Source organism: Pseudomonas sp. BBP2017 (assembly GCF_003024385.1).
In the GTDB taxonomy this organism is placed as follows: domain Bacteria; phylum Pseudomonadota; class Gammaproteobacteria; order Pseudomonadales; family Pseudomonadaceae; genus Aquipseudomonas.
Map to the genome: position 1 here is coordinate 241,085 of NZ_PVZN01000003.1, position 19,884 is coordinate 260,968.

The 19,884-nt window shown below is 61.1% G+C and carries 20 protein-coding genes and 1 tRNA gene; 10 read left to right on the forward strand and 11 right to left on the reverse strand.

Translation table 11 applies throughout. The annotated features are described in order from the left end of the window. Positions 1-23: 23 nt before the first annotated feature. The 5 genes from C6382_RS06700 (at position 24) to ppk2 (ending at position 4,447) form a co-directional block, all read left to right on the forward strand. Entirely contained in the window at positions 24-965 is a 942-nt protein-coding gene (locus C6382_RS06700; RefSeq protein ID WP_009405962.1) for a ribose-phosphate pyrophosphokinase, read from the forward strand. Positions 966-1,103: 138 nt separating this feature from the next. Continuing rightward, entirely contained in the window at positions 1,104-1,703 is a 600-nt protein-coding gene (locus C6382_RS06705; protein ID WP_107023740.1) for a 50S ribosomal protein L25/general stress protein Ctc, read from the forward strand. 74 nt (positions 1,704-1,777) lie between these two features. Next, on the forward strand, positions 1,778-2,362 hold the full coding sequence (gene pth / locus C6382_RS06710; RefSeq protein ID WP_038614756.1) for an aminoacyl-tRNA hydrolase: 585 nt from the start codon (positions 1,778-1,780) through the stop codon (positions 2,360-2,362). A gap of 21 nt (positions 2,363-2,383) precedes the next feature. Then, entirely contained in the window at positions 2,384-3,484 is a 1,101-nt protein-coding gene (gene ychF / locus C6382_RS06715) for a redox-regulated ATPase YchF (protein WP_107023741.1), read from the forward strand. 153 nt (positions 3,485-3,637) lie between these two features. Further along, on the forward strand, positions 3,638-4,447 hold the full coding sequence (ppk2, locus tag C6382_RS06720; RefSeq protein WP_107023742.1) for a polyphosphate kinase 2: 810 nt from the start codon (positions 3,638-3,640) through the stop codon (positions 4,445-4,447). 2 nt (positions 4,448-4,449) lie between these two features. Here the strand turns inward: ppk2 and C6382_RS06725 are convergent, their stop codons facing one another. The 3 genes from C6382_RS06725 to C6382_RS06730 form a co-directional block, all read right to left on the reverse strand. Further along, the gene (locus tag C6382_RS06725; protein WP_107023743.1) at positions 4,450-5,607 is read right to left on the reverse strand and encodes an MFS transporter; all 1,158 of its coding nucleotides are present in this window, start codon (positions 5,605-5,607) and stop codon (positions 4,450-4,452) included. Between the two features lie 122 nt (positions 5,608-5,729). After that, entirely contained in the window at positions 5,730-5,873 is a 144-nt protein-coding gene (locus tag C6382_RS24010) for a hypothetical protein (RefSeq protein WP_158262100.1), read from the reverse strand. Positions 5,874-5,950: 77 nt separating this feature from the next. After that, positions 5,951-7,168: an MFS transporter gene (locus C6382_RS06730; RefSeq protein ID WP_107023744.1), complete on the reverse strand. Its 1,218-nt coding sequence runs from the start codon at positions 7,166-7,168 to the stop codon at positions 5,951-5,953. Positions 7,169-7,667: 499 nt separating this feature from the next. On the opposite strand from C6382_RS06730, the gene C6382_RS06740 reads away from it, so the two are divergent. Next, positions 7,668-7,744 (forward strand) — tRNA-Met (locus tag C6382_RS06740). A gap of 248 nt (positions 7,745-7,992) precedes the next feature. Here C6382_RS06740 and C6382_RS06745 read toward each other — a convergent pair. Further along, positions 7,993-8,946: a FecR domain-containing protein gene (locus C6382_RS06745; protein ID WP_107023746.1), complete on the reverse strand. Its 954-nt coding sequence runs from the start codon at positions 8,944-8,946 to the stop codon at positions 7,993-7,995. A gap of 19 nt (positions 8,947-8,965) precedes the next feature. Then, a complete protein-coding gene (locus tag C6382_RS06750; RefSeq protein ID WP_107023747.1) occupies positions 8,966-9,583 on the reverse strand; it encodes a LysE family translocator in 618 nt (205 codons plus the stop codon). A 123-nt stretch (positions 9,584-9,706) separates the two neighbouring features. Here C6382_RS06750 and C6382_RS06755 point away from each other — a divergent pair, with 123 nt between their 5' ends. Then, positions 9,707-10,585: a LysR substrate-binding domain-containing protein gene (locus tag C6382_RS06755; protein WP_107023748.1), complete on the forward strand. Its 879-nt coding sequence runs from the start codon at positions 9,707-9,709 to the stop codon at positions 10,583-10,585. Here the strand turns inward: C6382_RS06755 and C6382_RS06760 are convergent. The 4 genes from C6382_RS06760 to C6382_RS06775 all read right to left on the reverse strand — a co-directional run bounded on the left by C6382_RS06760 (position 10,573) and on the right by C6382_RS06775 (position 13,185). After that, positions 10,573-11,097 (reverse strand): D-Ala-D-Ala carboxypeptidase family metallohydrolase, encoded by a 525-nt coding sequence (locus C6382_RS06760; RefSeq protein WP_256589037.1) that lies wholly within the window; start codon positions 11,095-11,097, stop codon positions 10,573-10,575. The two genes, C6382_RS06755 and C6382_RS06760, sit on opposite strands and share 13 nt — an antisense overlap. 165 nt (positions 11,098-11,262) lie before the next feature. Further along, the gene (gene can, locus C6382_RS06765; RefSeq protein ID WP_107023750.1) at positions 11,263-11,901 is read right to left on the reverse strand and encodes a carbonate dehydratase; all 639 of its coding nucleotides are present in this window, start codon (positions 11,899-11,901) and stop codon (positions 11,263-11,265) included. Between the two features lie 47 nt (positions 11,902-11,948). Beyond that, complete coding sequence (gene rimI / locus C6382_RS06770) at positions 11,949-12,401, reverse strand: ribosomal protein S18-alanine N-acetyltransferase (RefSeq protein ID WP_045187994.1); 453 nt, start codon at positions 12,399-12,401, stop codon at positions 11,949-11,951. After that, positions 12,394-13,185, reverse strand: coding sequence for an energy transducer TonB (locus C6382_RS06775; protein WP_107023751.1), 792 nt, complete (start codon positions 13,183-13,185; stop codon positions 12,394-12,396). The genes rimI and C6382_RS06775 overlap by 8 nt, the downstream gene beginning before the upstream one ends. 178 nt (positions 13,186-13,363) lie before the next feature. Between C6382_RS06775 and mksB the strand changes: the two genes are divergently transcribed. From mksB to mksF, 3 genes are read left to right on the forward strand one after another with little or no spacing between them, the layout of a single operon-like run. After that, entirely contained in the window at positions 13,364-14,641 is a 1,278-nt protein-coding gene (mksB, locus tag C6382_RS06780; RefSeq protein WP_107023752.1) for an Mks condensin complex protein MksB, read from the forward strand. Next, positions 14,631-15,332: an Mks condensin complex protein MksE gene (gene mksE, locus C6382_RS06785; protein WP_107023753.1), complete on the forward strand. Its 702-nt coding sequence runs from the start codon at positions 14,631-14,633 to the stop codon at positions 15,330-15,332. Before mksB ends, mksE begins: the two co-directional genes overlap by 11 nt. Beyond that, on the forward strand, positions 15,329-18,163 hold the full coding sequence (gene mksF, locus C6382_RS06790) for an Mks condensin complex protein MksF (RefSeq protein ID WP_107023754.1): 2,835 nt from the start codon (positions 15,329-15,331) through the stop codon (positions 18,161-18,163). Before mksE ends, mksF begins: the two co-directional genes overlap by 4 nt. 71 nt (positions 18,164-18,234) lie before the next feature. Here mksF and C6382_RS06795 read toward each other — a convergent pair whose 3' ends face one another. Together C6382_RS06795 and proB are read right to left on the reverse strand one after the other, a co-directional pair. Further along, positions 18,235-18,690, reverse strand: a complete 456-nt coding sequence (locus C6382_RS06795; RefSeq protein WP_107023755.1) for a CreA family protein — start codon at positions 18,688-18,690, stop codon at positions 18,235-18,237. A gap of 10 nt (positions 18,691-18,700) precedes the next feature. Then, positions 18,701-19,819, reverse strand: coding sequence for a glutamate 5-kinase (gene proB, locus C6382_RS06800; protein WP_107023756.1), 1,119 nt, complete (start codon positions 19,817-19,819; stop codon positions 18,701-18,703). Positions 19,820-19,884: the final 65 nt, after the last annotated feature.

A 19,884-nucleotide genomic window follows, 5' to 3' on the forward strand; every position in this document is an offset into this window, starting at 1 on the left:
CCCTCAGCCTTCAGGTACTGCGCGTGTCCAAGATGATGGTCTTTACGGGGAACGCCAACCCCGATCTGGCTCGGCGTGTCGTACGTCAGCTGCATATCCCACTGGGTGATGTTTCTGTCGGTAAATTCTCCGACGGCGAAATCAGCACTGAGATTAATGAAAATGTTCGCGGTAAGGACGTTTTCATCATTCAGCCGACTTGCGCGCCAACCAACGATAATCTGATGGAACTGGTAGTGATGGCCGACGCCTTCCGCCGCTCCTCAGCGTCCCGAATCACTGCCGTGATTCCTTACTTCGGATATGCCCGCCAGGATCGCCGTCCGCGTTCGGCGCGAGTAGCTATCAGCGCCAAAGTCGTCGCTGACATGCTCACCGTCGTCGGTATCGACCGTGTTCTCACTGTCGACCTGCACGCTGACCAGATCCAGGGTTTCTTCGATATTCCGGTAGATAACATCTACGGCTCCCCCGTTCTGGTGGATGACATCGAAGACCAGCGTTTCGAGAATCTCATGATCGTGTCCCCGGACATCGGCGGCGTCGTGCGTGCACGTGCTGTTGCCAAGTCCCTGGGCGTCGATCTGGGTATCATCGACAAACGCCGTGAAAAGGCTAATCACTCCGAAGTGATGCATATCATCGGCGACGTCGAAGGACGTACCTGTATTCTCGTCGACGACATGGTCGATACCGCCGGCACCCTGTGCCATGCGGCCAAGGCCCTGAAAGAACACGGCGCTGCCAAGGTTTACGCCTACTGCACGCACCCTGTCCTGTCGGGTCGGGCGATCGAGAATATCGAGAACTCCGTGCTGGACGAACTGGTGGTTACCAATACCATCCCGTTGTCCGCAGCTGCACAAGCCTGTGACCGTATCCGTCAACTGGATATCGCACCGGTAGTTGCTGAAGCGGTTCGCCGCATCAGCAATGAAGAATCGATCAGCGCGATGTTCCGCTGAGGGCTTTGCCCTCGCGAACCTCTCGTTGACGAAAAGCGCCCCGCCCCAACACCCGTTGTTGGGGCGGGGCTTTTTTGCCCACCCCGTTTGGCGCTGGTCGCAAACGCCTGCGGGAGATGGCTATTTTGGAGATACAAAATGACTGATTTCATCCTGAACGCCCAAGCGCGTACCGACCTGGGGAAAGGTGCGAGCCGCCGCCTGCGTCGTCTCGCCGCCCAAGTCCCAGCTGTTGTTTACGGTGGCGAAAAAGCCCCTGTATCCATCACCATGCTGGCTAAAGAAGTGGCCAAGCTGTTCGAAAACGAAGCTGCTTTCAGCCACGTTATCGAGCTGAACATCGACGGCAAGAAAGAAAACGTCGTTGTTAAAGCCATGCAGCGTCACCCAGCCAAGCAGTTCATCATGCACGCTGACTTCGTCCGCGTTGTTGCTGGCCAGAAACTGACCGCTAAAGTACCTGTGCACTTCATCAACGAAGAAGCTCCGGTCAAGAAAGGCGGCGAAATCTCCCACGTTGCGGCCGAGATCGAAGTTTCCTGCGAAGCCAAAGACCTGCCTGAGTTCATCGAAGTCGACCTGGCCAACGCCGAAGTCGGCACCATCGTTCACCTGTCGGACCTCAAAGCTCCGAAAGGTGTCGAATTCGTCGCTCTGGCTCACGGTAACGACCTGGCTGTTGCCAACGTTCACGCTCCGCGTGTTGCGCCTGAAGCTGCAGAAGGTGCTGCTGAGTAATTTCAGCACGCCGGCGTTGATCGGGTTACAGTGCCCCGCACTGTAACCCCCAACTCCAAGGAAGAGCCCCTGACGTGACCGCCATCCAACTGATCGTCGGCCTGGGAAACCCTGGCCCCGAATACGAACAGACCCGGCATAACGCAGGGGCTCTTTTCGTAGAACGCATTGCCAGCGCCCAGCGTGTCAACCTGACCGCTGACCGCAAGTATTTCGGCCTGACGGCTAAATTCAGCCATCAGGGCAAAGACGTTCGTCTTTTGATTCCGACCACCTACATGAACCGCAGCGGCCAGGCCGTTGCCGCACTGGCGAATTTTTTCCGCATCCCGCCAGATGCCATCCTGGTGGCCCACGACGAACTCGACCTGCCGCCCGGCGTCGCCAAGCTCAAGAAAGGCGGCGGCCATGGTGGGCATAACGGCCTGCGCGACATCATTGCGCAGCTCGGCAACAATCAAGACTTTCACCGTCTGCGCCTTGGTATCGGCCACCCGGGTGACAGCAGCAGGGTCTCCGGCTTTGTCCTGGGCAAGGCGCCGCGCGCCGAGCAGGAAAAGCTGGATGCCAGTATCGATTTTGCCCTCGGCGTGCTGCCGGACATCCTCGCCGGCGACTGGACGCGTGCGATGAGAGAGCTGCACAGCCAGAAGGCCTGACTCTTTGAAGAGGGATTCACCATGGGTTTCAATTGTGGCATCGTCGGTCTGCCCAACGTCGGCAAGTCCACCCTGTTCAACGCCTTGACCAAATCCGGTATCGCGGCTGAGAACTTCCCCTTCTGCACCATCGAGCCGAACAGCGGCATCGTACCGATGCCTGATGTGCGCCTGGATGCCCTGGCGGCCATCGTCAAGCCGAATCGCGTACTGCCGACCACCATGGAATTCGTCGACATCGCAGGCCTGGTAGCCGGCGCTTCGAAAGGCGAAGGCCTGGGCAACAAGTTCCTGGCCAACATCCGCGAAACCGACGCCATCGCCCACGTGGTGCGCTGCTTCGAAGACGAGAACGTGATTCACGTCTCCAACAGTGTCGACCCCAAGCGTGACATCGAGATCATCGACCTGGAGCTGATCTTCGCCGACCTCGACAGCTGCGAGAAGCAACTGCAGAAGGTTGCGCGTAACGCCAAGGGCGGTGACAAAGATGCCCTCGCGCAGAAAGCCATTCTCGAGAAACTGATCCCGCACTTCACCGAAGGCAAGCCTGCGCGCAGCCTGATGAAGAGCATGGCAGACGACGAGAAGGCACTGATCCGTGGCTTCCACCTGCTGACCAGCAAGCCGGTGATGTACATCGCCAACGTCGCTGAAGACGGCTTCGACAACAACCCGCACCTGGACGTCGTGCGCGCCATCGCCGAAGAAGAAGGCGCCGTAGTCGTGCCGGTGTGCAACAAGATCGAAGCGGAAATCGCCGAACTCGACGAAGGCGAAGAAAAGGACATGTTCCTCGAGGCCCTGGGCCTGGAAGAGCCTGGCCTTAACCGCGTGATCCGCGCAGGCTATGGCCTGCTCAACCTGCAGACCTACTTCACCGCCGGCGTTCAGGAAGTCCGCGCCTGGACCGTCCGTGTCGGCGCCACCGCCCCTCAGGCGGCAGGCGTGATCCACACCGACTTCGAAAAAGGCTTCATCCGCGCCGAAGTGGTCGCCTATGACGACTTCATCCAGTACAAGGGTGAAGGCGGCGCGAAAGAAGCCGGTAAATGGCGCCTGGAAGGCAAGGACTACATCGTCAAGGACGGTGACGTGATGCACTTCCGCTTTAACGTCTAGTCGCCTGCGGGTCCTGATGGGCCCCGATGAACACAAAACCCCTTGAGGCTATCCACCTCAAGGGGTTTTTCTTTTCCATTGAGCCGCGTCAGCCCCCCCCTGAGACCGCCCTGTCTATACTCAGGTCCACTTTCACTGACGAGGTATCGGCGCATGGCAAAAAAGAAAGAAAAGCAGCGTAGCGCAGAGCGTCTGCCCCGCAAGGAATACGAACAGGAACTCAAAGCCCTGCACATCGAAATGGTCAAGCTGCAGCAGTGGGTGGTGGCCAAGGGCTTGAAGGTCTGCGTCGTCTTCGAGGGCCGCGATGGCGCCGGCAAAGGTGGCACCATCAAGGCAATCACCGAGCGGGTCAGCCCGCGGGTGTTCCGGGTTGTCGCCCTGCCGGCGCCAACCGAGCGGGAAAAGAGCCAGATGTATGCCCAGCGCTACATTCAGCACATGCCGTCGGCAGGCGAAGTAGTGATCTTCGACCGCAGCTGGTACAACCGCGCAGGCGTCGAACGGGTAATGGGCTTCTGCTCCGACGAGCAAGCGGAAAAGTTTCTCAGTGTGGTCCCGCACTTCGAGAAGCTGCTGGTCGAATCCGGCATCATCGTCATCAAGTATTGGCTGGAAGTCAGCGCCGAAGAACAGCAGCGGCGCCTGGAAGAACGCATCACCGATGGCCGCAAGATCTGGAAGCTATCTCCTATGGATCTGAAGTCGTTCAGCCGCTGGGACGACTACACGCGCGCACGCGATGAGATGTTTGCCGCCTCAGATTCCTCCTGGGCGCCCTGGTACATGGCCCACTCCGAAGACAAGCGACGGGCACGGCTGAACATCATCAGCCACTTGCTTGGGCAGATCCCCTACGAGGACATCACCCAGGAACAGAAGATCAAGCTGCCCAAACGCGGCAAGATCGGACAGTACAAGAGCAGCCACTATCCGTCCCGGATGGTTCCTGAACGTTTCTGAGCTTAACCCGCCACTGCAAGGCGCCTGGCCTTGCGGTTGGCGCTGCGGGCAAAGCACACGAACAGCGCAGCCATGATCGTCAGCGCCATGGGCAGGCCATGAGGGGCGACATCCATGGCCGCACCGCTGAGTAAAGGCCCGATCAGGCTGCCTACGCCCCACAACAGCCCGACACTGGCATTGGCGGTGACCAGATCCTGGCCCTTGAACTGCTGGCCGATCAACACCAGCGCCAGGGTATAGACCCCACCGGCAACCGCCCCTAGCAACACCAGCGCCGGCCACAGCAGCCACTGCACCTGCAGCAGCCAGGGCAAGGCCAGGCCGATCAGCATCGCCAGCACACCGCACACCAGATGCACCAAGGTCCGTTCGCTGCGGTCAGCCAGCCAGCCCAGGGGCAGCTGGAACAGCATGTCGCCAGTGAGGATCACCGTCACCATCAAGGCTGCCACCCCCACGGCAAATCCGTGACTTGAGGCATACACTGGCATCAGCGAGAGAATTACCGCATCGAAGAACGAGAAGAACAGCACACCCATGCACAACGCCGGAGCGACACGGAAGAAGCCCGCCAGGGAGAAGCTCTTGCCGCCCTCCTCGCCATGCTCGACGTGATCGTTGGGCACTGTCAGCACAATACACAGCAGCGCCAGGCCATAGCAGGCAGTGACCACGGCAATCACCCATGCGCTCTGCGCACCGAGCAGCGCCAGCATGGCCGGGCCGAGCATCTGAAAGCCGGTGAACGCGGTGGCGTACAGCGCCATAACCTTGCCGCGGTTGTGCTCTTCGCTCAGCTCATTGACCCAGGACTCGCCGAGAATGATCGCGATGCCCATGCCGATGCCCAGGCTCAAACGCAACAGCGCCAGCAGGTAGATCGAGGAAAAGGCCCACTCAAGCAGGCCGATACTCAACGTACACAGGCCGAAACACAGCAGGTAGATGGCCCGGCGAGTCAGATACCGACAGCAGGCATCGACCATGAACGCCGAGAGCATCATGCCCGCCGCCGGAATGGCCGAGAGGATGCCGATCTGCATGGTACTGGCGCCAGCATCAAGCAGACGCAGTGACACCAACGGCAGGCTCGCCCCGAGACTGAAACCGACCACCGAGACAGCAAACAACAAACCCAGCAACAAACGCGTATTCATTACAACTCCAGACTCACCGGCGCAGGTGCGACATCGCACCCGCGCAGGCGCATACAAGACCAAATCAATTCAGATGCAGGCGAGCTCGGCCACGGCAGGAAGCCGGCCCCGTTGCCGCCAGGTCAGGAGGTGTGAAGGTGAGGCGAGAAGGTGAAGGCGAACAGCACACTGCGCCGACGCTTGAGGACAGTATCGCTCGGCCAGTCGCAACCACGGGTCAGGATGACCGGCTGGAGTGCAGCGAATGTAAGGCGAAGGCGGCTCATACGTCAGTTACACAGGTGGCAATGGGCGGCACTCTAGGAGAAGCCATGCCACCCGTCAATAGCCCGTCCTTGAGCCCTCAGCGTTTACCGGTGGACGGCAGCAGGATCGCCAGCAGGCCGAACAGCGGCAGGTACGAGCACAGGCTGTAGACGTACTCGATGCCCTTGAGGTCGGCCAGGTAGCCGAGCAACGCCGCGCCGATACCGCCAAAACCGAACATCAGGCCGAAGAAAATCCCGGCGATCATGCCGACATTACCCGGAACCAGCTCCTGGGCATACACCACGATGGCCGAGAACGCCGACGCCAGGATAAAGCCGATGATCACGCTCAGGACACTGGTCCAGAACAGGTCCACGTAAGGCAGCAGCAAGGTGAACGGGGCCACGCCGAGAATCGAGAACCAGATCACCGCCTTGCGCCCGATACGATCACCGATCGGCCCACCGAAGAATGTCCCGGCGGCCACTGCGCCGAGGAACAGGAACAGGTGCAACTGCGAACTGGCCACCGACAAATCGAACTTCTCGATCAAGTAGAAGGTGAAGTAACTGGTAAGGCTGGACATGTAAAAATACTTGGAGAACACCAGCAGCCCCAGCACCACCAGCGCACCGATCACCCGTCCGCGCGATAAGCCGTGAGTCGCCGCCTGACCGGCTTTGGCCTTGAACAGGTTCAGGTGCTCGCGGTACCAGCGGCTCAAGCCATAGGTCACCAGAACGGCAAACACCGCGAACAGACCGAACCAGGCGACATTACCCTGACCGAACGGGATGATGATCGCCGCCGCCAGCAACGGGCCGAGGGCGGAACCGGCATTGCCACCGACCTGAAAGCTCGACTGCGCCAAGCCAAAGCGCCCACCCGAAGCCAACCGGGCAATGCGCGAGGTTTCCGGGTGGAACGTCGAGGAACCGATGCCCACCAACGCCGCTGCCAGTAAAATCATCGGGAAGCTGCCGACGTACGCCAGCATGACGATTCCCACCAGGGTGCACAGCGTGCCCAGCGGCAGCAGGTTCGGCATCGGCTTGCGATCGGTGTAGAAACCCACCCAGGGCTGCAGCAGCGAAGCGGTGATCTGGAAGGTCAGGGTAATCATCCCCACCTGGGCAAAACTCAACCCATAGTTGGCCTTGAGCATGGGATAGATCGACGGCAGCACCGCCTGGATCAGGTCGTTGATCAGGTGCGCCAGGGCGCAAGCGGCGATGATCCGCATGACCAGCGGGCTGCTCTGGGCAGTCGTGGCGCTAGCGGGCGAAATGGACGAGGCACTGCTTACAGCCATGACAAGGTCTTCCATCCGGTGATCGGGATCCAATTATCCAGAGTTCGTTAGCAAGCGCACTATTCTTTTCGACGAGCGTGATTCCGACATTTCTACTAATGATTCTCAATAGCTATTGCAGCTTGTGCGTTTCCCAGCCCTTGCTTCCCGCTCAGGGCATCGCACTTGCCATGAACTCACCCCCCCCTCAGTACTACCGACCGGGCCTGGCAACCGGGTACACAAAGCGCAACGACGCGAGGCCGGCCGAGCCCTGGTCAGTGATAACTTCAACCTCGATCAGGCCGCCGATGCCTTCGATACCCTGGCCGTTACTCAGCAGTTACGCACCCACAACCTTGCTGGGCAAGTGATCATCGTCCGCTGATTAGCACCGTTGCCGCACCCTACAGGTAGCGCATCAAAGCTACCCGCTCGCCAAGCAGTTGATCGCACGATGAATTTTTTTAAAAAAGAGTGTTGACAGGTATCCGTTTAAAGCGAATAATGCGCGCCACTTGGCTACATAGCTCAGTTGGTTAGAGCATAGCATTCATAATGCTGGGGTCCGGGGTTCAAGTCCCTGTGTAGCCACCAAGTACCGAAAAAGGGCTTACCGCAAGGTAGGCCCTTTTTTTTACCTTGTGCACTCCCCTAGTGAGGGCAAGCCCCCCCACCAAGCACTGTCCCCATCCGTCATCAGAACAAACACTTGCTACTGAGCATGAAGCTGCGCAGCTCCCCCATATGAGCCACTGTAGACGTTGTCATCCAGCGAGCTAGTGTGATGCAGGACGCATCCTGAAATGCTTCCGGGCTCCTGAAATCTCTCACATGCTTGACGTTCAAGGCTGCTCAAGCGAGACCCGGGTCACCCAAGGCGAGTAGTGCTCGATCTTGATCGGCAAACTGCGCGCCAGGACGCGCAATGCCCGCTGACTGTCGTCGGCGGGCAGCACCCCGGTGACCCGCAGTAGCTGCAAGGCCCTGGCGTCAAACAACAAGTAACCATGATGATTGCGCGCCAGTTGCTCAAGCACCTGGTCCAGGGATTGGTCACGCACCAGCAACTGATGCCGCTCCCAGGCCTGTTCCAACTCGGCCGCATCGATACGCTGTGCGACACCGGGCCCTGCCGCATCGAAGCGTAGCGCCTGCCCGGCCTCAACCATCACGCGCTTGCCAGCACTGTCGACTTCGGCAGTTGATTCAATCACCGCCACATGGCTGGCATCGGGCAACTGCTCTACGAAAAAACGGCCACTGTGCGCATGGACACTGCCGTACCCGGTCAAGACCCGAAAAGGCCGTGTCGCATCCTTAGCCACCTCTAAGCGAATTTCCCCTTGCACCAGGCGCACCGTACGCCCCTGTCCATCGAACTGCAGATCCACGGCCGAGCTGCCATCAAGACTGATGCGGCTGCCATCATCCAGCGGCAGGGTGCTGCGCTGAGCACTGCTGGTATGAATATCGGCCAACAGGTAGGACGGTGGAAACTGCTGCAGCGCCACCCCTAACGGCAACAGCAACAACGCTACCAGCGCCAGCGCCTTGATTGGCTGACGCCGCACACGTCGCCGGGCCATCTGGTCGAGGACCGCCTGCGCAGGCTCATCGGGTACATCGCGCAGCGCGGTCAGGCTGGACTGCAAACGCTCAATAGCCTTCATGTGTTCCGGATCAGCTGCAAGCCAGACCCGAAAGGCATTGCGCTCAGCTGCACCGACGTCGCCCTCCAGACGCACCAGCCATTCGGCTGCCTCTTGCAGCGCTTGCGCAGACGATGATTTGTTCATAGGCACGCCATCTTGCCCCTCAACGCACGTTAGCCAGTACCACCGCCAGACCCAAACCGATCAGGGCCACACCGATCACCCGATCAACCAGCAACTGCCGATCAAGCATGACCCGACGCAAGGATGTCGAGGAGAAGAACAGCGCGACCAGGCTGAACCACAGCCAGTGGGCCACAGACATGAACAGACCATAACCAAGACTGGTCGCCAGCGAACTGCCCGGTTGCACCACCTGAGTGTAGGCACTGACCACGAACAGCATGGTCTTGGGATTGAGGGCATTGGTCAGAAAACCCGAGCGAAAGGCTGCGAACACACCAATCTGGCTGGAAGCAGCGCCGCCTTCGAGAGAAATCCGCGTGCTGTTGGTCAACGACTTGCACCCCAGGTAGATCAGGTAGCCCGCCCCCAGCACTTTCATTGTGAGAAACAATGACGGGGTCTGGCTGATGATCAGGGCAATGCCAAGCACCGTGTACAGCACATGCACCTGTACGCCCAGGGCGATACCCAGCGCAGCGGACAAACCGGCGCGACGGCCAAAGGCATAACTACTGCGGGTGACCATGGCAAAGTCCGCGCCCGGGCTGATCACTGCCAGGACGGTAAACACGGCAACGGCAATGAGTTCATTCACGAAAAGCTCCTCGATCTGCTAGGAAATTGCACAGATACGACTGTGCGACGCCATTATCGAAAGCTTCATACACGACAAAAAGCGATTTATAGTGCGGCAAATCCGCTAGTTTTTCTCACAGATATGAAACTTCCCGCACTGTCTGCCTTTCGCTATTTCGACGTAGCCGCCCAGACCCAAAGCTTCGTGCGCGCCGCTGAGTTGCTCAACGTCACCCATGGCGCCGTGAGCCGCCAGGTACGCCTGCTGGAAGACTCTCTGGGCGTGGAATTATTCGAGCGGCGTAATCGCGCGATCTTCCTTACACCCGCCGGCCGCGCCCTGCACGGCACTACCTTGTCGGTGTTCGAGCAATTGCAAGGCGCGGTGTATCGCCTGCAACAACAGGCGCGGGAAAACGTTCTGGTGCTGTCATGCGAGCCGACCATCGCGATGAAATGGTTGATCCCGAGGCTGCCGGCCTTTCATGCCGCCCATCCCGATATTCACCTGCACCTGGTAGCTGCCGGTGGCCCCATCGACTTTTCCCGCAGCGGCGTCGACCTGGCCTTGCGCCGCGATGATTTTCGCTGGGACGCCAGCCTGCATGCGTTGAAGATCTGTGACGAATGGATGGGGCCAGTGAGCAGCGCCCACCTGGCTACAGCGAGCCAGGGCCTGGACGGCCAGCGCTTGCTGCACAGCGCATCACGGCCCAACGCCTGGACCACCTGGCTGCGCCTGACCGGCGAATCAGCCCGGGATGCCCAACGCGCCGACTACGAGCATTTCTACCTGTGCATCCAGGCTGCAGTAGCCGGCCTGGGCGTGGCAATGGCTTCATTTCTGATGGTTCAGGACGAAATCGATAGCGGTCAGTTACACGCGCCGCGCAGCTTCGTCCAGGATCAATCGGCGTACTACTTGCTCTGCCAGCAAACAATGGCCAACGACGACAAATGCCGACGCTTCGCCCAGTGGGTCAGTGCGCAGGCGCAAGCCTGCCTCGCTCATTTGCTCTGAGACTTATCGGCCGCAGGCAAGGCGCAGAAAGATGAGCTGGCGCTGAAGTCCCCGCCCCAGGTGCGAAAGCCCGCCGTGTCGATATGAATGCGCCCCGACGGATAACGGCCCAGCCCCATGTTCCAGGCCTTGCCCTGAGTCTGCCAGAACTGGCATAACGGATTGGGATCGGCCCAGGATGGCAACAACACATCCACCGCAAACGCCCGGGTATGCGCGCTGTCTACGGCGCCGCCAGCACAGCGGTTCAAGCGCGGATCGCGGTAGGCCGAAACCACTTCATAGCGCTGCAATATACCCTGATCACTCAGAGTCTTGAGCAGCTGCAGGGTCGAGCGCACCGCTGGCCACTGCGCCGCTGGCGCCACCGCAAAGGGCTGCGCAGAACACAGGCGCCAGTCACTGGCCGAACGCAGCAGTTGATAGATCGGCACCACGCCATACAACCGCGCATCCACCAGCATCTGGCGAAACGCCCGGGTTTCATGGTCGCCAGCCCATTGGGCAAACATGTACAGGTCGCGCTCATCGGCGTGCGAATGAGCGCTGCACAGTAGCGTCAGTACAAGTCCTGCATGGATAACAGCCCTGCTCCATGATGTCATCAGCTCCTCTCCTTCCCTTCGCGGGGAATCAAAGGAGTTAAGCATGAACACCAGTGTTTATCGCGGCGCTGATCAGTCCTGCGGACGCAAGCGGTACTGCGGCGGTAATTGATCCAGGCCACTGATGGTCGCGTTCAGGCTCTTCCAGCGACCGTCCTTGATGCCATAGATGCAACCATGGACCGACAAGCTCTGGCCACGGTGCCAGGCATTCTGGACAATGGTGGTATGACCGACGTTGGCCACCTGCTGGATCACGTTCAACTCGCACAGGCGGTCAACCCGTTCTTCTTCGGTCGCGAATTTCGCCAGCTCCACCCGGTTCTCGTAGTACAGGTCGCGGATCGAACGCAGCCAGCCGTCGATCAGGCCCAACTGGCGGTCCTGCATCGAAGCGCGGACACCACCACAACCGTAATGCCCGGTCACCAGAATGTGCTTCACCTTGAGCACATCCACTGCGTACTGAATCACCGACAGGCAGTTCAAGTCAGTGTGCAGCACCACGTTAGCGACATTACGGTGCACGAACAGATCGCCCGGCAGCATGCCGACGATCTCGTTGGCCGGCACCCGTGCGTCGGAACAACCGATCCAGAGGAATTCAGGGGTCTGCTGGCGGGCGAGCTTGGCGAAAAAATCCGGATCTTCCTGTTTGATCGCATCGGCCCAGCGCGCGTTGTTATCAATCAGTTCTTGTAGATCGTGCATGTTCGCTTCTCATCTGTTGGATGTTGCCGGGCTACAGTGACGCTCGATCATTCGATCAGGGTACAGGCCATGACCAAAGCATCTTCGCGACCGCCGGCAACCGGGTAGTAGTCGCGGCGCCGCCCGATTTCATTGAAGCCATAGCGCTCGTACAAACGATACGCCGACTGATTGCTGGCGCGCACTTCAAGGAAGCACTCACGGCCGTTCAGCTCATAGGCGCGCTTCATCAGCTCTTCCAGCAGTCGCAGGCCAAGGCCACGGCCCTGGCTTTCCGGCTTGACGGTGATATTGAGCAAGTGCGCTTCGTCAATGATCACGTTGATCACGCCGTGGCCCACCTGCTGCTCGCCTTCGAACATCAGCCAGATTTCATAGGATTTTAGCCCGTCGAGGAAAATCCCCCGGGTCCAGGGGTGGCTGAAGGCGGCGTATTCGATCTTCAGTACGGCTTCCAGATCCGCCTCGGTCATCCGGCGGAAACTGATCGTGTCACTCATTGCTTGGTTTCCAGCGCGCCATCAGCCGGCGCATGGCTTGCCAGACGTCCGCTTTGCGCTGCGGCTCGTCCATCAACAGTTCAAGGCCAGGCAAGGCCCAGGCAGTGCCCAGCCCCTCGACCGGCAACTCGCGGTAATAAGCCTCGGCATCCGCCTCACCGGCAAAACGCACGGCGGGCAGGCCAATCAGCCATAAACAGACACAGGGGGCTTCTTCAAGCCGCGCCTGAATGAAGCCCTGGACAAAATCGGTTGCCGCCTGCGGCCCCTGGTCGAGGTTGCCGCGCACCAGCAACGGCCAACGCACCGGTTCGCCAACGATCTGCGGGCTGTCGGGCAGACCGGCGGCGCGCAGCATGTCCTTGAGCAACAGGTAAGAGGGGTCGCGGCTCTGAAACGGCTGGCCAGTAGCCAACTCCACCAACAGCAGGCAACTGCCGGCACGCAGCAGTTGCAGCGCGAAGCGCGGCGGCGGTACCGGTAGCGGCTTGGCCACTACCAGGGCCGCTTCAGCCTCTTCCATTGGCTTGCTGGCGGCCTTGGGCGTACTGCCAGGACGCGGGATCTCGATCTTCGGTCGCTCGCCACTGCGCGCCACCGGCGCATTGACCGCGGCCCTCACCGGCTCCACCTGCGGCGCATCGAACTCGGGCAGCACTTCAGGCGCCAGCGGCAGCAACAGCTCCGGGCGCGACGGGGCGGCGAACGGCAGTTCGGTACGCGGCAGCCAGTGCACCACTTGCATGGCGTTGAGGTAAGCGCGGCGGCGGGACTCGATTAACAAGAAGGATCGGCCATCTGTGGATAAGTCAGGGCCGATATTCTAGCGTTGTTCGCCGCTCGGCGCCGCTGTTGATCGGCAGAAAACCACCCGACAGCAGCTTCAAGCGATCAGGGGTGAATCGACAGGCGCCTGATGCAGTACAATCGGCGCTTTTATTTGGCAACGAGTCGACCCGCCAATGATCGAACCCAAGCGCGTCCTGCGCGCCCTAGCCGAACACTGGGCCTTGCTTGAGCCGTTGTGCGAACGCTTCGACGGGGGCACCCTGAGCCTCGGCGAGCTGCGCCAGCAATTGGCCAACCAGCAGTTGGAGAGCACGCCCCAGGACATCACCAGCCTGCTCGATGTCTGGATCCGCCTGGATATCCTCGTGCCGGTGGCGAAAAGCCCCAACCGTTTCGAGCTCAACGCACAGATCCACGACTTCCTCGCCTACCTGCGCCGCGAACACCGCCTGGGCCTGTGCCTGGAGATCGAGGCCTACCTGCGCCACCTCGAGCGTCTGGCCGGGCATATCCAGGACGCCTTCGAGATTCGTGATGGCAATGACCTAGCGCGCCAGCTGCGCCTGCTCGACATGCGCGTACGCGATGTCCTGAAAAAACTCGACAACGACGAGCAGGCCCTGGTCGCTGTGGCCGAACGGGCCAAGACCAGCGACCGCCAGATTCCGCTGCGCCAGCGTTATGCCGAGGTCCTGGCGACCTGGGATGAGTACGTCGAGCCGATGATCCAGCTGGTCAACGCCGATGGCGCCTTCGAACAGGGCGTACGCAAGGTCGAGACCGTGCTGCTGCGTCTGCTCGGCGAGCAGGCCCGGCTCGGCCACCTGGTCGATGACGACATGCTACTGCGCACCCACGCGCGCATCCTCGAAATGCAGACCAGCGCCCAGCTGACCCTGCGTCATGCCCGTGAACTGCTGCTGCCGCTGCGCGAAGAGGCCCGCCGCCACAACGCCGTGACCCGTGGCGCCGCCCTGGCCCTCTCGGTGATTCGCCGCAAGGGCCTGGATGCTGTGCCCCAGGCCGCCATGCCGATGTTCACCCGGCCGCAGAGCACCTTCCTCGGCAGTGCCAGCCAGGTTGAGGCCTACGTGTATGCCCTGGCCCGCTTCGAACCCAAACCGGCCAAGTTCCCCAAGGCGCACAAGAGCCACAAAGGCGAGGCCCCGCGTGCACCGCGTACGGTCAAGGAAATGCTCGAGCGCTGCGAAGGCGCCCTGCCCCTGCCGGACCTGATGGTCTGGCTGCTGGAGCAGGAGCCCGAAGGCGCCACCGACGAACTGCTGTACTGGTTCTCGCGCCTGTCGCGGGAAAAACGCTTTACCCGCGAGCGCCTCGAACGCCGCGAATACATCACCCGCGAACACCTGGTCAGCCTGCGCTCCTTCGCCCTGACATCGAGCCGCGAACCATCGCCTGAGCCTACTGCGAGCCCTGCCCATGCATCTTGATCTTTCCGAACTGTCCCAGCTCGCGCCGATCTTCCGCGAGCTGTTCAAGGGCTTTCATATCAGCCGCCGCGACCCAGAGCTGTACGCCCACCTGTCAAATTTCCAGGACCAGTACCGCGGCCTGTTCAAGGCTCTGGGCTTTGAACTGGTGTGCGACACCCGTGGCTTCTACTATTTCGTCCCGGAGCTGGCCGCCGCGCAGGTCAACAAGACCGCCCAGCGCCTGTCGTTGTTCACCTTCATCCTGGTTGAACACCTGGCCGACCAGGGCCGCGACCCGATGTCGGTCCTCGATGGCGGCAGCCTCGGCCGCGATGAGCTGCCATCGATGCTGGAGAAATACCGCGACCTGTTCATTCAGGCCGAAGTGCAGACCCCGGACGAGCTGGAAGAGAAGATCATGCGCCGCATGACTCAGCTCGGCTTTGCTCACGAAGAAAACGGTATTTACCGCTTCCTGCCGCCGATGCACCGCTTCCTCGACGTCTGCCTGTCGGTCCAGCAGGACCGTGACCTGGCCGCCAGCCTGCACAGCGCCCTGCCGCTGCCAACGCCGGTATTGGTCGAGGAAGAGAATCCCGAAGAGCTGAACCGCACCGACGACCCGCTCGACCTCAGCCCGTTCGAAGAAAGCGAAGAAGACGCCTTGGCCCGAGCCATCGCCGAAGAGCAACAGGAGATTGATGCATGAGCCAGGAACGCTACGGCATTCGCCGCTTCGCACTGCTCAACACCGCCGGCTACAGCCTCGGCCTGTTCCCCCTGGAACACCCGCTGTCGGTCTACGGCGCCAACAACCTGGGCAAGAGTGCCTCGATCAACGCCCTGCAGTTCCCGATCCTGGCGCGCATGTCCGATATGAGCTTCGGCAAGTACAGCCTGGAGCAGTCGCGGCGCTTCTACTTCGCCAGCGACACCAGCTACATCCTCTGCGAGGTCAACCTGCCTCACGGCCCACATGTGATCGGTGTGGTCGGTCGTGGCCCGGGCGGCGGTTTCGGTCACCAGTTCTTCGCCTATGCCGGCGAACTGGACCTGGCGCACTACCAGAAGGACGACACTTGCCTGCGCCAGAAGGAACTGTTCAGCAACCTTGAGCGCAATGGCCTCAAAGCCTACGAGCTCAAGCCTGACGAGCTGCGTCGCCTGCTGGTCGGTGGCCACACCTCGATCCCGCTCGACCTCACCCTGATCCCGCTGCGCTCCACCAGTGAGCAAAGCCTGAAAACCTTCCGCGCGCTGTTCATCAACCTGCTGCACATGCGCGAAATCACCGCAGCCAAGCTCAAGCAGCTGTTCCTCGATGCGTTCGAGCACAGTCTGCGCTCGGGCAGCGTCGACTACATCGCAGCTTGCGAAGAAGCCTTCCGCGACGTGCGCCGCATGGAGCAGGACTACAACTCCCTGGTCGCCGCCGGCCCGCTGGTCGAGGCCCTGGCCAACGGCGTGGCCCAGCGCGACATCCTGCGCGGCAAGCTGCATCGCCTGTCGCCACTGCTCGACTCCCTGCTCGGCACCTGGCAGGACTACGCCAGCGCCCGCAAGGAAGAACTGGTGATCCAGGCCGAGCACTACAAGAACGAACAGGACCACCTGCAGAACGACCAGCGCGGCGGCACCCAGGAGCTGATGCGCCTGGAACGCGAAATCACCGGCGTACAGCGCTGGCTCGGCGAGCTGTCGGTGCTCAAGCACCGCTTTGCCCTGGTCGATGACGTCAAGGTTCTGGAACAGCAACTGCTGGCCGCCAAGGATGCCCACGACGAACTGGCCGGTGCATTGGCCCAGTCCCGTCAATTCAGCGCCGAAGACCTCGAAGAGCGTCTGCGCGACCTGGAAAAACGCCTGAAGTCGGTCAAGCAGCAGCTCGACCATGCCGACAACAACAGCTACGCACGCCTGCGCGAAGAGTTCTCGCAGCAGGACGTCGAACGCCTGATGCGCCTGTTCAATGGCGCGCTGTTCAGCTTGCCACTGGGCGAGCGCGGTATCGAACTGGATGACAGCGACGTCTGGGTCAAATCCCTGGAAGCGGTGCTCGACGGCTTCAAGGGCGAACGCTTCGAAGCCCCGGGCCTGTCGATCGACCTGTCGCACATCGAGCCCCCTGCCCTGCAGGCCCTGGCCGACCGTGCCGCGCTGCGCGACCAGAAAGAACGTCTGGAGAAAGAACTCAAGCAGCTCAAGACCCAGCAAGCCGTGGCCGCCGACCGCGCCGCGAGCAAGACCCAGACCGAAGCCTTGTACCAGCAGGTACTGGATGCGCAAAAGGCCCTGGAAGACTTCCGCCGCAGCCAGACCCTGGCCGCCGAAGAAGGCGACAAGCTCGAACAGCTGGCGCAGATGGAAGCCGCCCAGGACGAACTGAAGCGCTCCAGCGACGCCTTCACCGAGCGCGTCCAACAGCTGTCGGCCAAGCTGCAACTGGTCGGCCGGCAGATCGCCGACATGGAAGCCAAGCAACGCACCCTCGACGACGCCCTGCGCCGTCGCCAGCTGCTGCCGGCCGACCTGCCGTTCGGCACGCCGTTCATGGAGCCGGTCGACGACTCCATGGACAACCTGCTGCCCCTGCTCAACGACTACCAGGACAGCTGGCAGGGCCTGCTGCGGGTCGACGGCCAGATCGAAGCGCTGTACGCCCAGGTGCGCCTCAAGGGCGTGGCCAAGTTCGACAGTGAAGACGACATGGAGCGCCGCCTGCAGCTATTGATCAACGCCTACTCGCACCGTACCGAAGAAGCCCTGACCCTGGGCAAGGCGCGCCGCGCGGCCGTCACCGACATCGCCCGGACCCTGCGCAACATCCGCAGCGACTACGACAGCCTCGAGCACCAGCTGGCGCTGTTCAACCGCGAGATCAACAAGCGCCAGGTCTCCAACCTGGAGAGCTTCCGCATTGTCCTGGCACCGAACAAGGAAGCGCTCAAGCACATCGACCAGATCATCCACAGCGCCGGTCAGTATGAAGAAGGCGAGACCCTGTCGGTGTTCGACCTGAGCGCAAGCGCCGAGCAGGACAACAAGAACGAAGAAGCCAAGGAGTATCTGGCGCGCCTGGTAGCGGCCAACCACAACCAGCTGGGCCTCAAAGACCTGTTCGAACTGGCCTTCGAGATCACCAAGGTTGGTGGCCAGCCGGTGATCCACACCGACATCGACGGCGCGGCGTCCAACGGCACCACCATGACCATCAAGGCGCTGACCAACATGTACTTGTTGCTGCACCTGATGGACCGCGACCTGGCCGGTCGCGTGCGCCTGCCGTACTACCTCGACGAAGCGGCCGACATCGACGAACGCAACCAGGCGGCACTGCTGGAAACCAGCTTGCAGCTCGGCTTCGTACCGATTTTGGCGAGCGTGAAGCCGCAGGTCTCGGCGCATGTCGCCATCGACCTGGAAGGCGGCAGCGGGCCGAACGGCATCTACATCGACGAGGCGGACTGGAAGTACATCAGTCGCCGGGATGTGGAGAAGGCGGTGGTGCGCAAAGAAGAAGAGGAAGAAGCTTCAGTCTGAAGCTAATCGCGGGGCAAGCCTGCTCCCACAGGAAGATGATTCCGGTGGGAGCGGGCTTGCCCCGCGAAGCCTTACTGGGCCCAAGGCAAAATCGGAATCGCCGTCACCGCATTCTGCGGGCTGCCTTCAATCAGGCGATCCGAGTACACCAGATAGACCAGGGTATTGCGCTTCTTGTCGAGAAAGCGCACCACCTGCATGGTCTTGAACACCAGCGAGGTGCGCTCCTTGAACACCTCGTCACCGTCCTTGAGCTGCTCTTTGAAGCGAATCGGCCCTACCTGACGGCAAGCGATCGAGGCTTCGGCACGGTCCTCGGCCAGCCCCAGACCACCCTTGACGCCACCGGTCTTGGCCCGCGACAGGTAGCAGGTCACCCCTTCCACCTTCGGGTCGTCGAAGGCTTCGACGACGATACGGTCGTTCGGCCCGACAAACTTGAACACGGTCGACACCTGGCCAATCTCTTCGGCCGATGCCAGTACCGGCAACGCCAGCAGCGCGGCTGTCACTATCCCTTTGAGCACAGTTGTTTCCTCAGACCAGAATCAGGTTGTCGCGATGCACAAGCTCCGGCTCAGCGCTATAGCCCAGCAAGCTTTCGATGGCTTCCGACGACTGACCGATGATTTTTTGCGCCTCCAGGGCGCTGTAGTTGGCCAGGCCGCGGGCGACTTCCAGCCCATCAGGCCCTACACAGACCACCATCTCGCCACGACGGAAGCTTCCCTGTACGGTCTTCACCCCGACCGGCAGCAAGCTCTTGTTGTCTTTGCGCAAGGCCTTTACCGCACCCTCGTCGAGCACCAGGGTGCCACGGGTCTGCAAATGCCCGGCCAGCCACTGCTTGCGTGCGGCCAGCATGCCGCGCTCAGGCGACAACAAGGTACCCAGGCGCTCGCCTGCCTTGAGGCGGTCGAGCACGCGCTCCAGTCGACCACCGACGATGATGGTATGGGCACCGGAACGTGCCGCCAAACGCGCGGCGCGCAGCTTGGTCTGCATGCCACCACGGCCGAGTGCGCCACCGGTCCCCCCGGCCACAGCATCCAGGCTCGGATCGTCGGCACGAGCTTCGTAGATCAGCTTTGCATCGGGGTTGTTGCGCGGATCGGCGTCGAACATGCCGTCGCGGTCGGTGAGGATCACCAACAGGTCAGCTTCGACCAGGTTGGCTACCAGCGCCGCCAGGGTGTCGTTGTCACCGAAACGGATTTCGTCAGTGACCACCGTGTCGTTCTCGTTGATCACAGGCACCACGCCCAGTTCCACCAAGGTGCGCAAGGTACTGCGAGCGTTGAGGTAGCGCTTGCGGTCGGAGAGGTCGTCGTGGGTCAGCAGGATCTGCGCGGTATGCCGACCATGCTCGGCAAAGCTCGATTCCCAGGCCTGCACCAGCCCCATCTGGCCGATCGAAGCCGCAGCCTGCAGCTCGTTCATCGCACTCGGTCGCTTGCTCCAGCCCAGGCGGCTCATCCCGGCGGCAACCGCCCCGGACGACACCAGTACCAATTCAACACCCGCCTCATGCAACGCCACCATCTGCTCGACCCAGACACCCATGGCCGCGCGATCCAGGCCCTTGCCATCTGCTGTCAGCAGGGCACTGCCGATTTTCACCACCCAGCGCTGCGCACCCGTCACCTTGCTCCGCATCTTCTTCCAACCTATATAGATCTTTAGATACTAAAACGCCGCTCCAGAGAGCGGCGTTTAGTGTA

Bases quoted from the DNA above. Each gene is read 5' to 3' on its own strand.
- C6382_RS06705 (WP_107023740.1), top strand. From the start codon at position 1,104: ATGACTGATTTCATCCTGAACGCCCAAGCGCGTACCGACCTGGGGAAA.
- ychF (WP_107023741.1), top strand. From the start codon at position 2,384: ATGGGTTTCAATTGTGGCATCGTCGGTCTGCCCAACGTCGGCAAGTCC.
- ppk2 (WP_107023742.1), top strand. From the start codon at position 3,638: ATGGCAAAAAAGAAAGAAAAGCAGCGTAGCGCAGAGCGTCTGCCCCGC.
- C6382_RS06725 (WP_107023743.1), bottom strand. From the start codon at position 5,607: ATGAATACGCGTTTGTTGCTGGGTTTGTTGTTTGCTGTCTCGGTGGTC.
- C6382_RS24010 (WP_158262100.1), bottom strand. From the start codon at position 5,873: ATGAGCCGCCTTCGCCTTACATTCGCTGCACTCCAGCCGGTCATCCTG.
- C6382_RS06730 (WP_107023744.1), bottom strand. From the start codon at position 7,168: ATGGCTGTAAGCAGTGCCTCGTCCATTTCGCCCGCTAGCGCCACGACT.
- C6382_RS06745 (WP_107023746.1), bottom strand. From the start codon at position 8,946: ATGAACAAATCATCGTCTGCGCAAGCGCTGCAAGAGGCAGCCGAATGG.
- C6382_RS06755 (WP_107023748.1), top strand. From the start codon at position 9,707: ATGAAACTTCCCGCACTGTCTGCCTTTCGCTATTTCGACGTAGCCGCC.
- C6382_RS06760 (WP_256589037.1), bottom strand. From the start codon at position 11,097: ATGTTTGCCCAATGGGCTGGCGACCATGAAACCCGGGCGTTTCGCCAG.
- can (WP_107023750.1), bottom strand. From the start codon at position 11,901: ATGCACGATCTACAAGAACTGATTGATAACAACGCGCGCTGGGCCGAT.
- rimI (WP_045187994.1), bottom strand. From the start codon at position 12,401: ATGAGTGACACGATCAGTTTCCGCCGGATGACCGAGGCGGATCTGGAA.
- mksB (WP_107023752.1), top strand. From the start codon at position 13,364: ATGATCGAACCCAAGCGCGTCCTGCGCGCCCTAGCCGAACACTGGGCC.
- mksE (WP_107023753.1), top strand. From the start codon at position 14,631: ATGCATCTTGATCTTTCCGAACTGTCCCAGCTCGCGCCGATCTTCCGC.
- mksF (WP_107023754.1), top strand. From the start codon at position 15,329: ATGAGCCAGGAACGCTACGGCATTCGCCGCTTCGCACTGCTCAACACC.
- proB (WP_107023756.1), bottom strand. From the start codon at position 19,819: ATGCGGAGCAAGGTGACGGGTGCGCAGCGCTGGGTGGTGAAAATCGGC.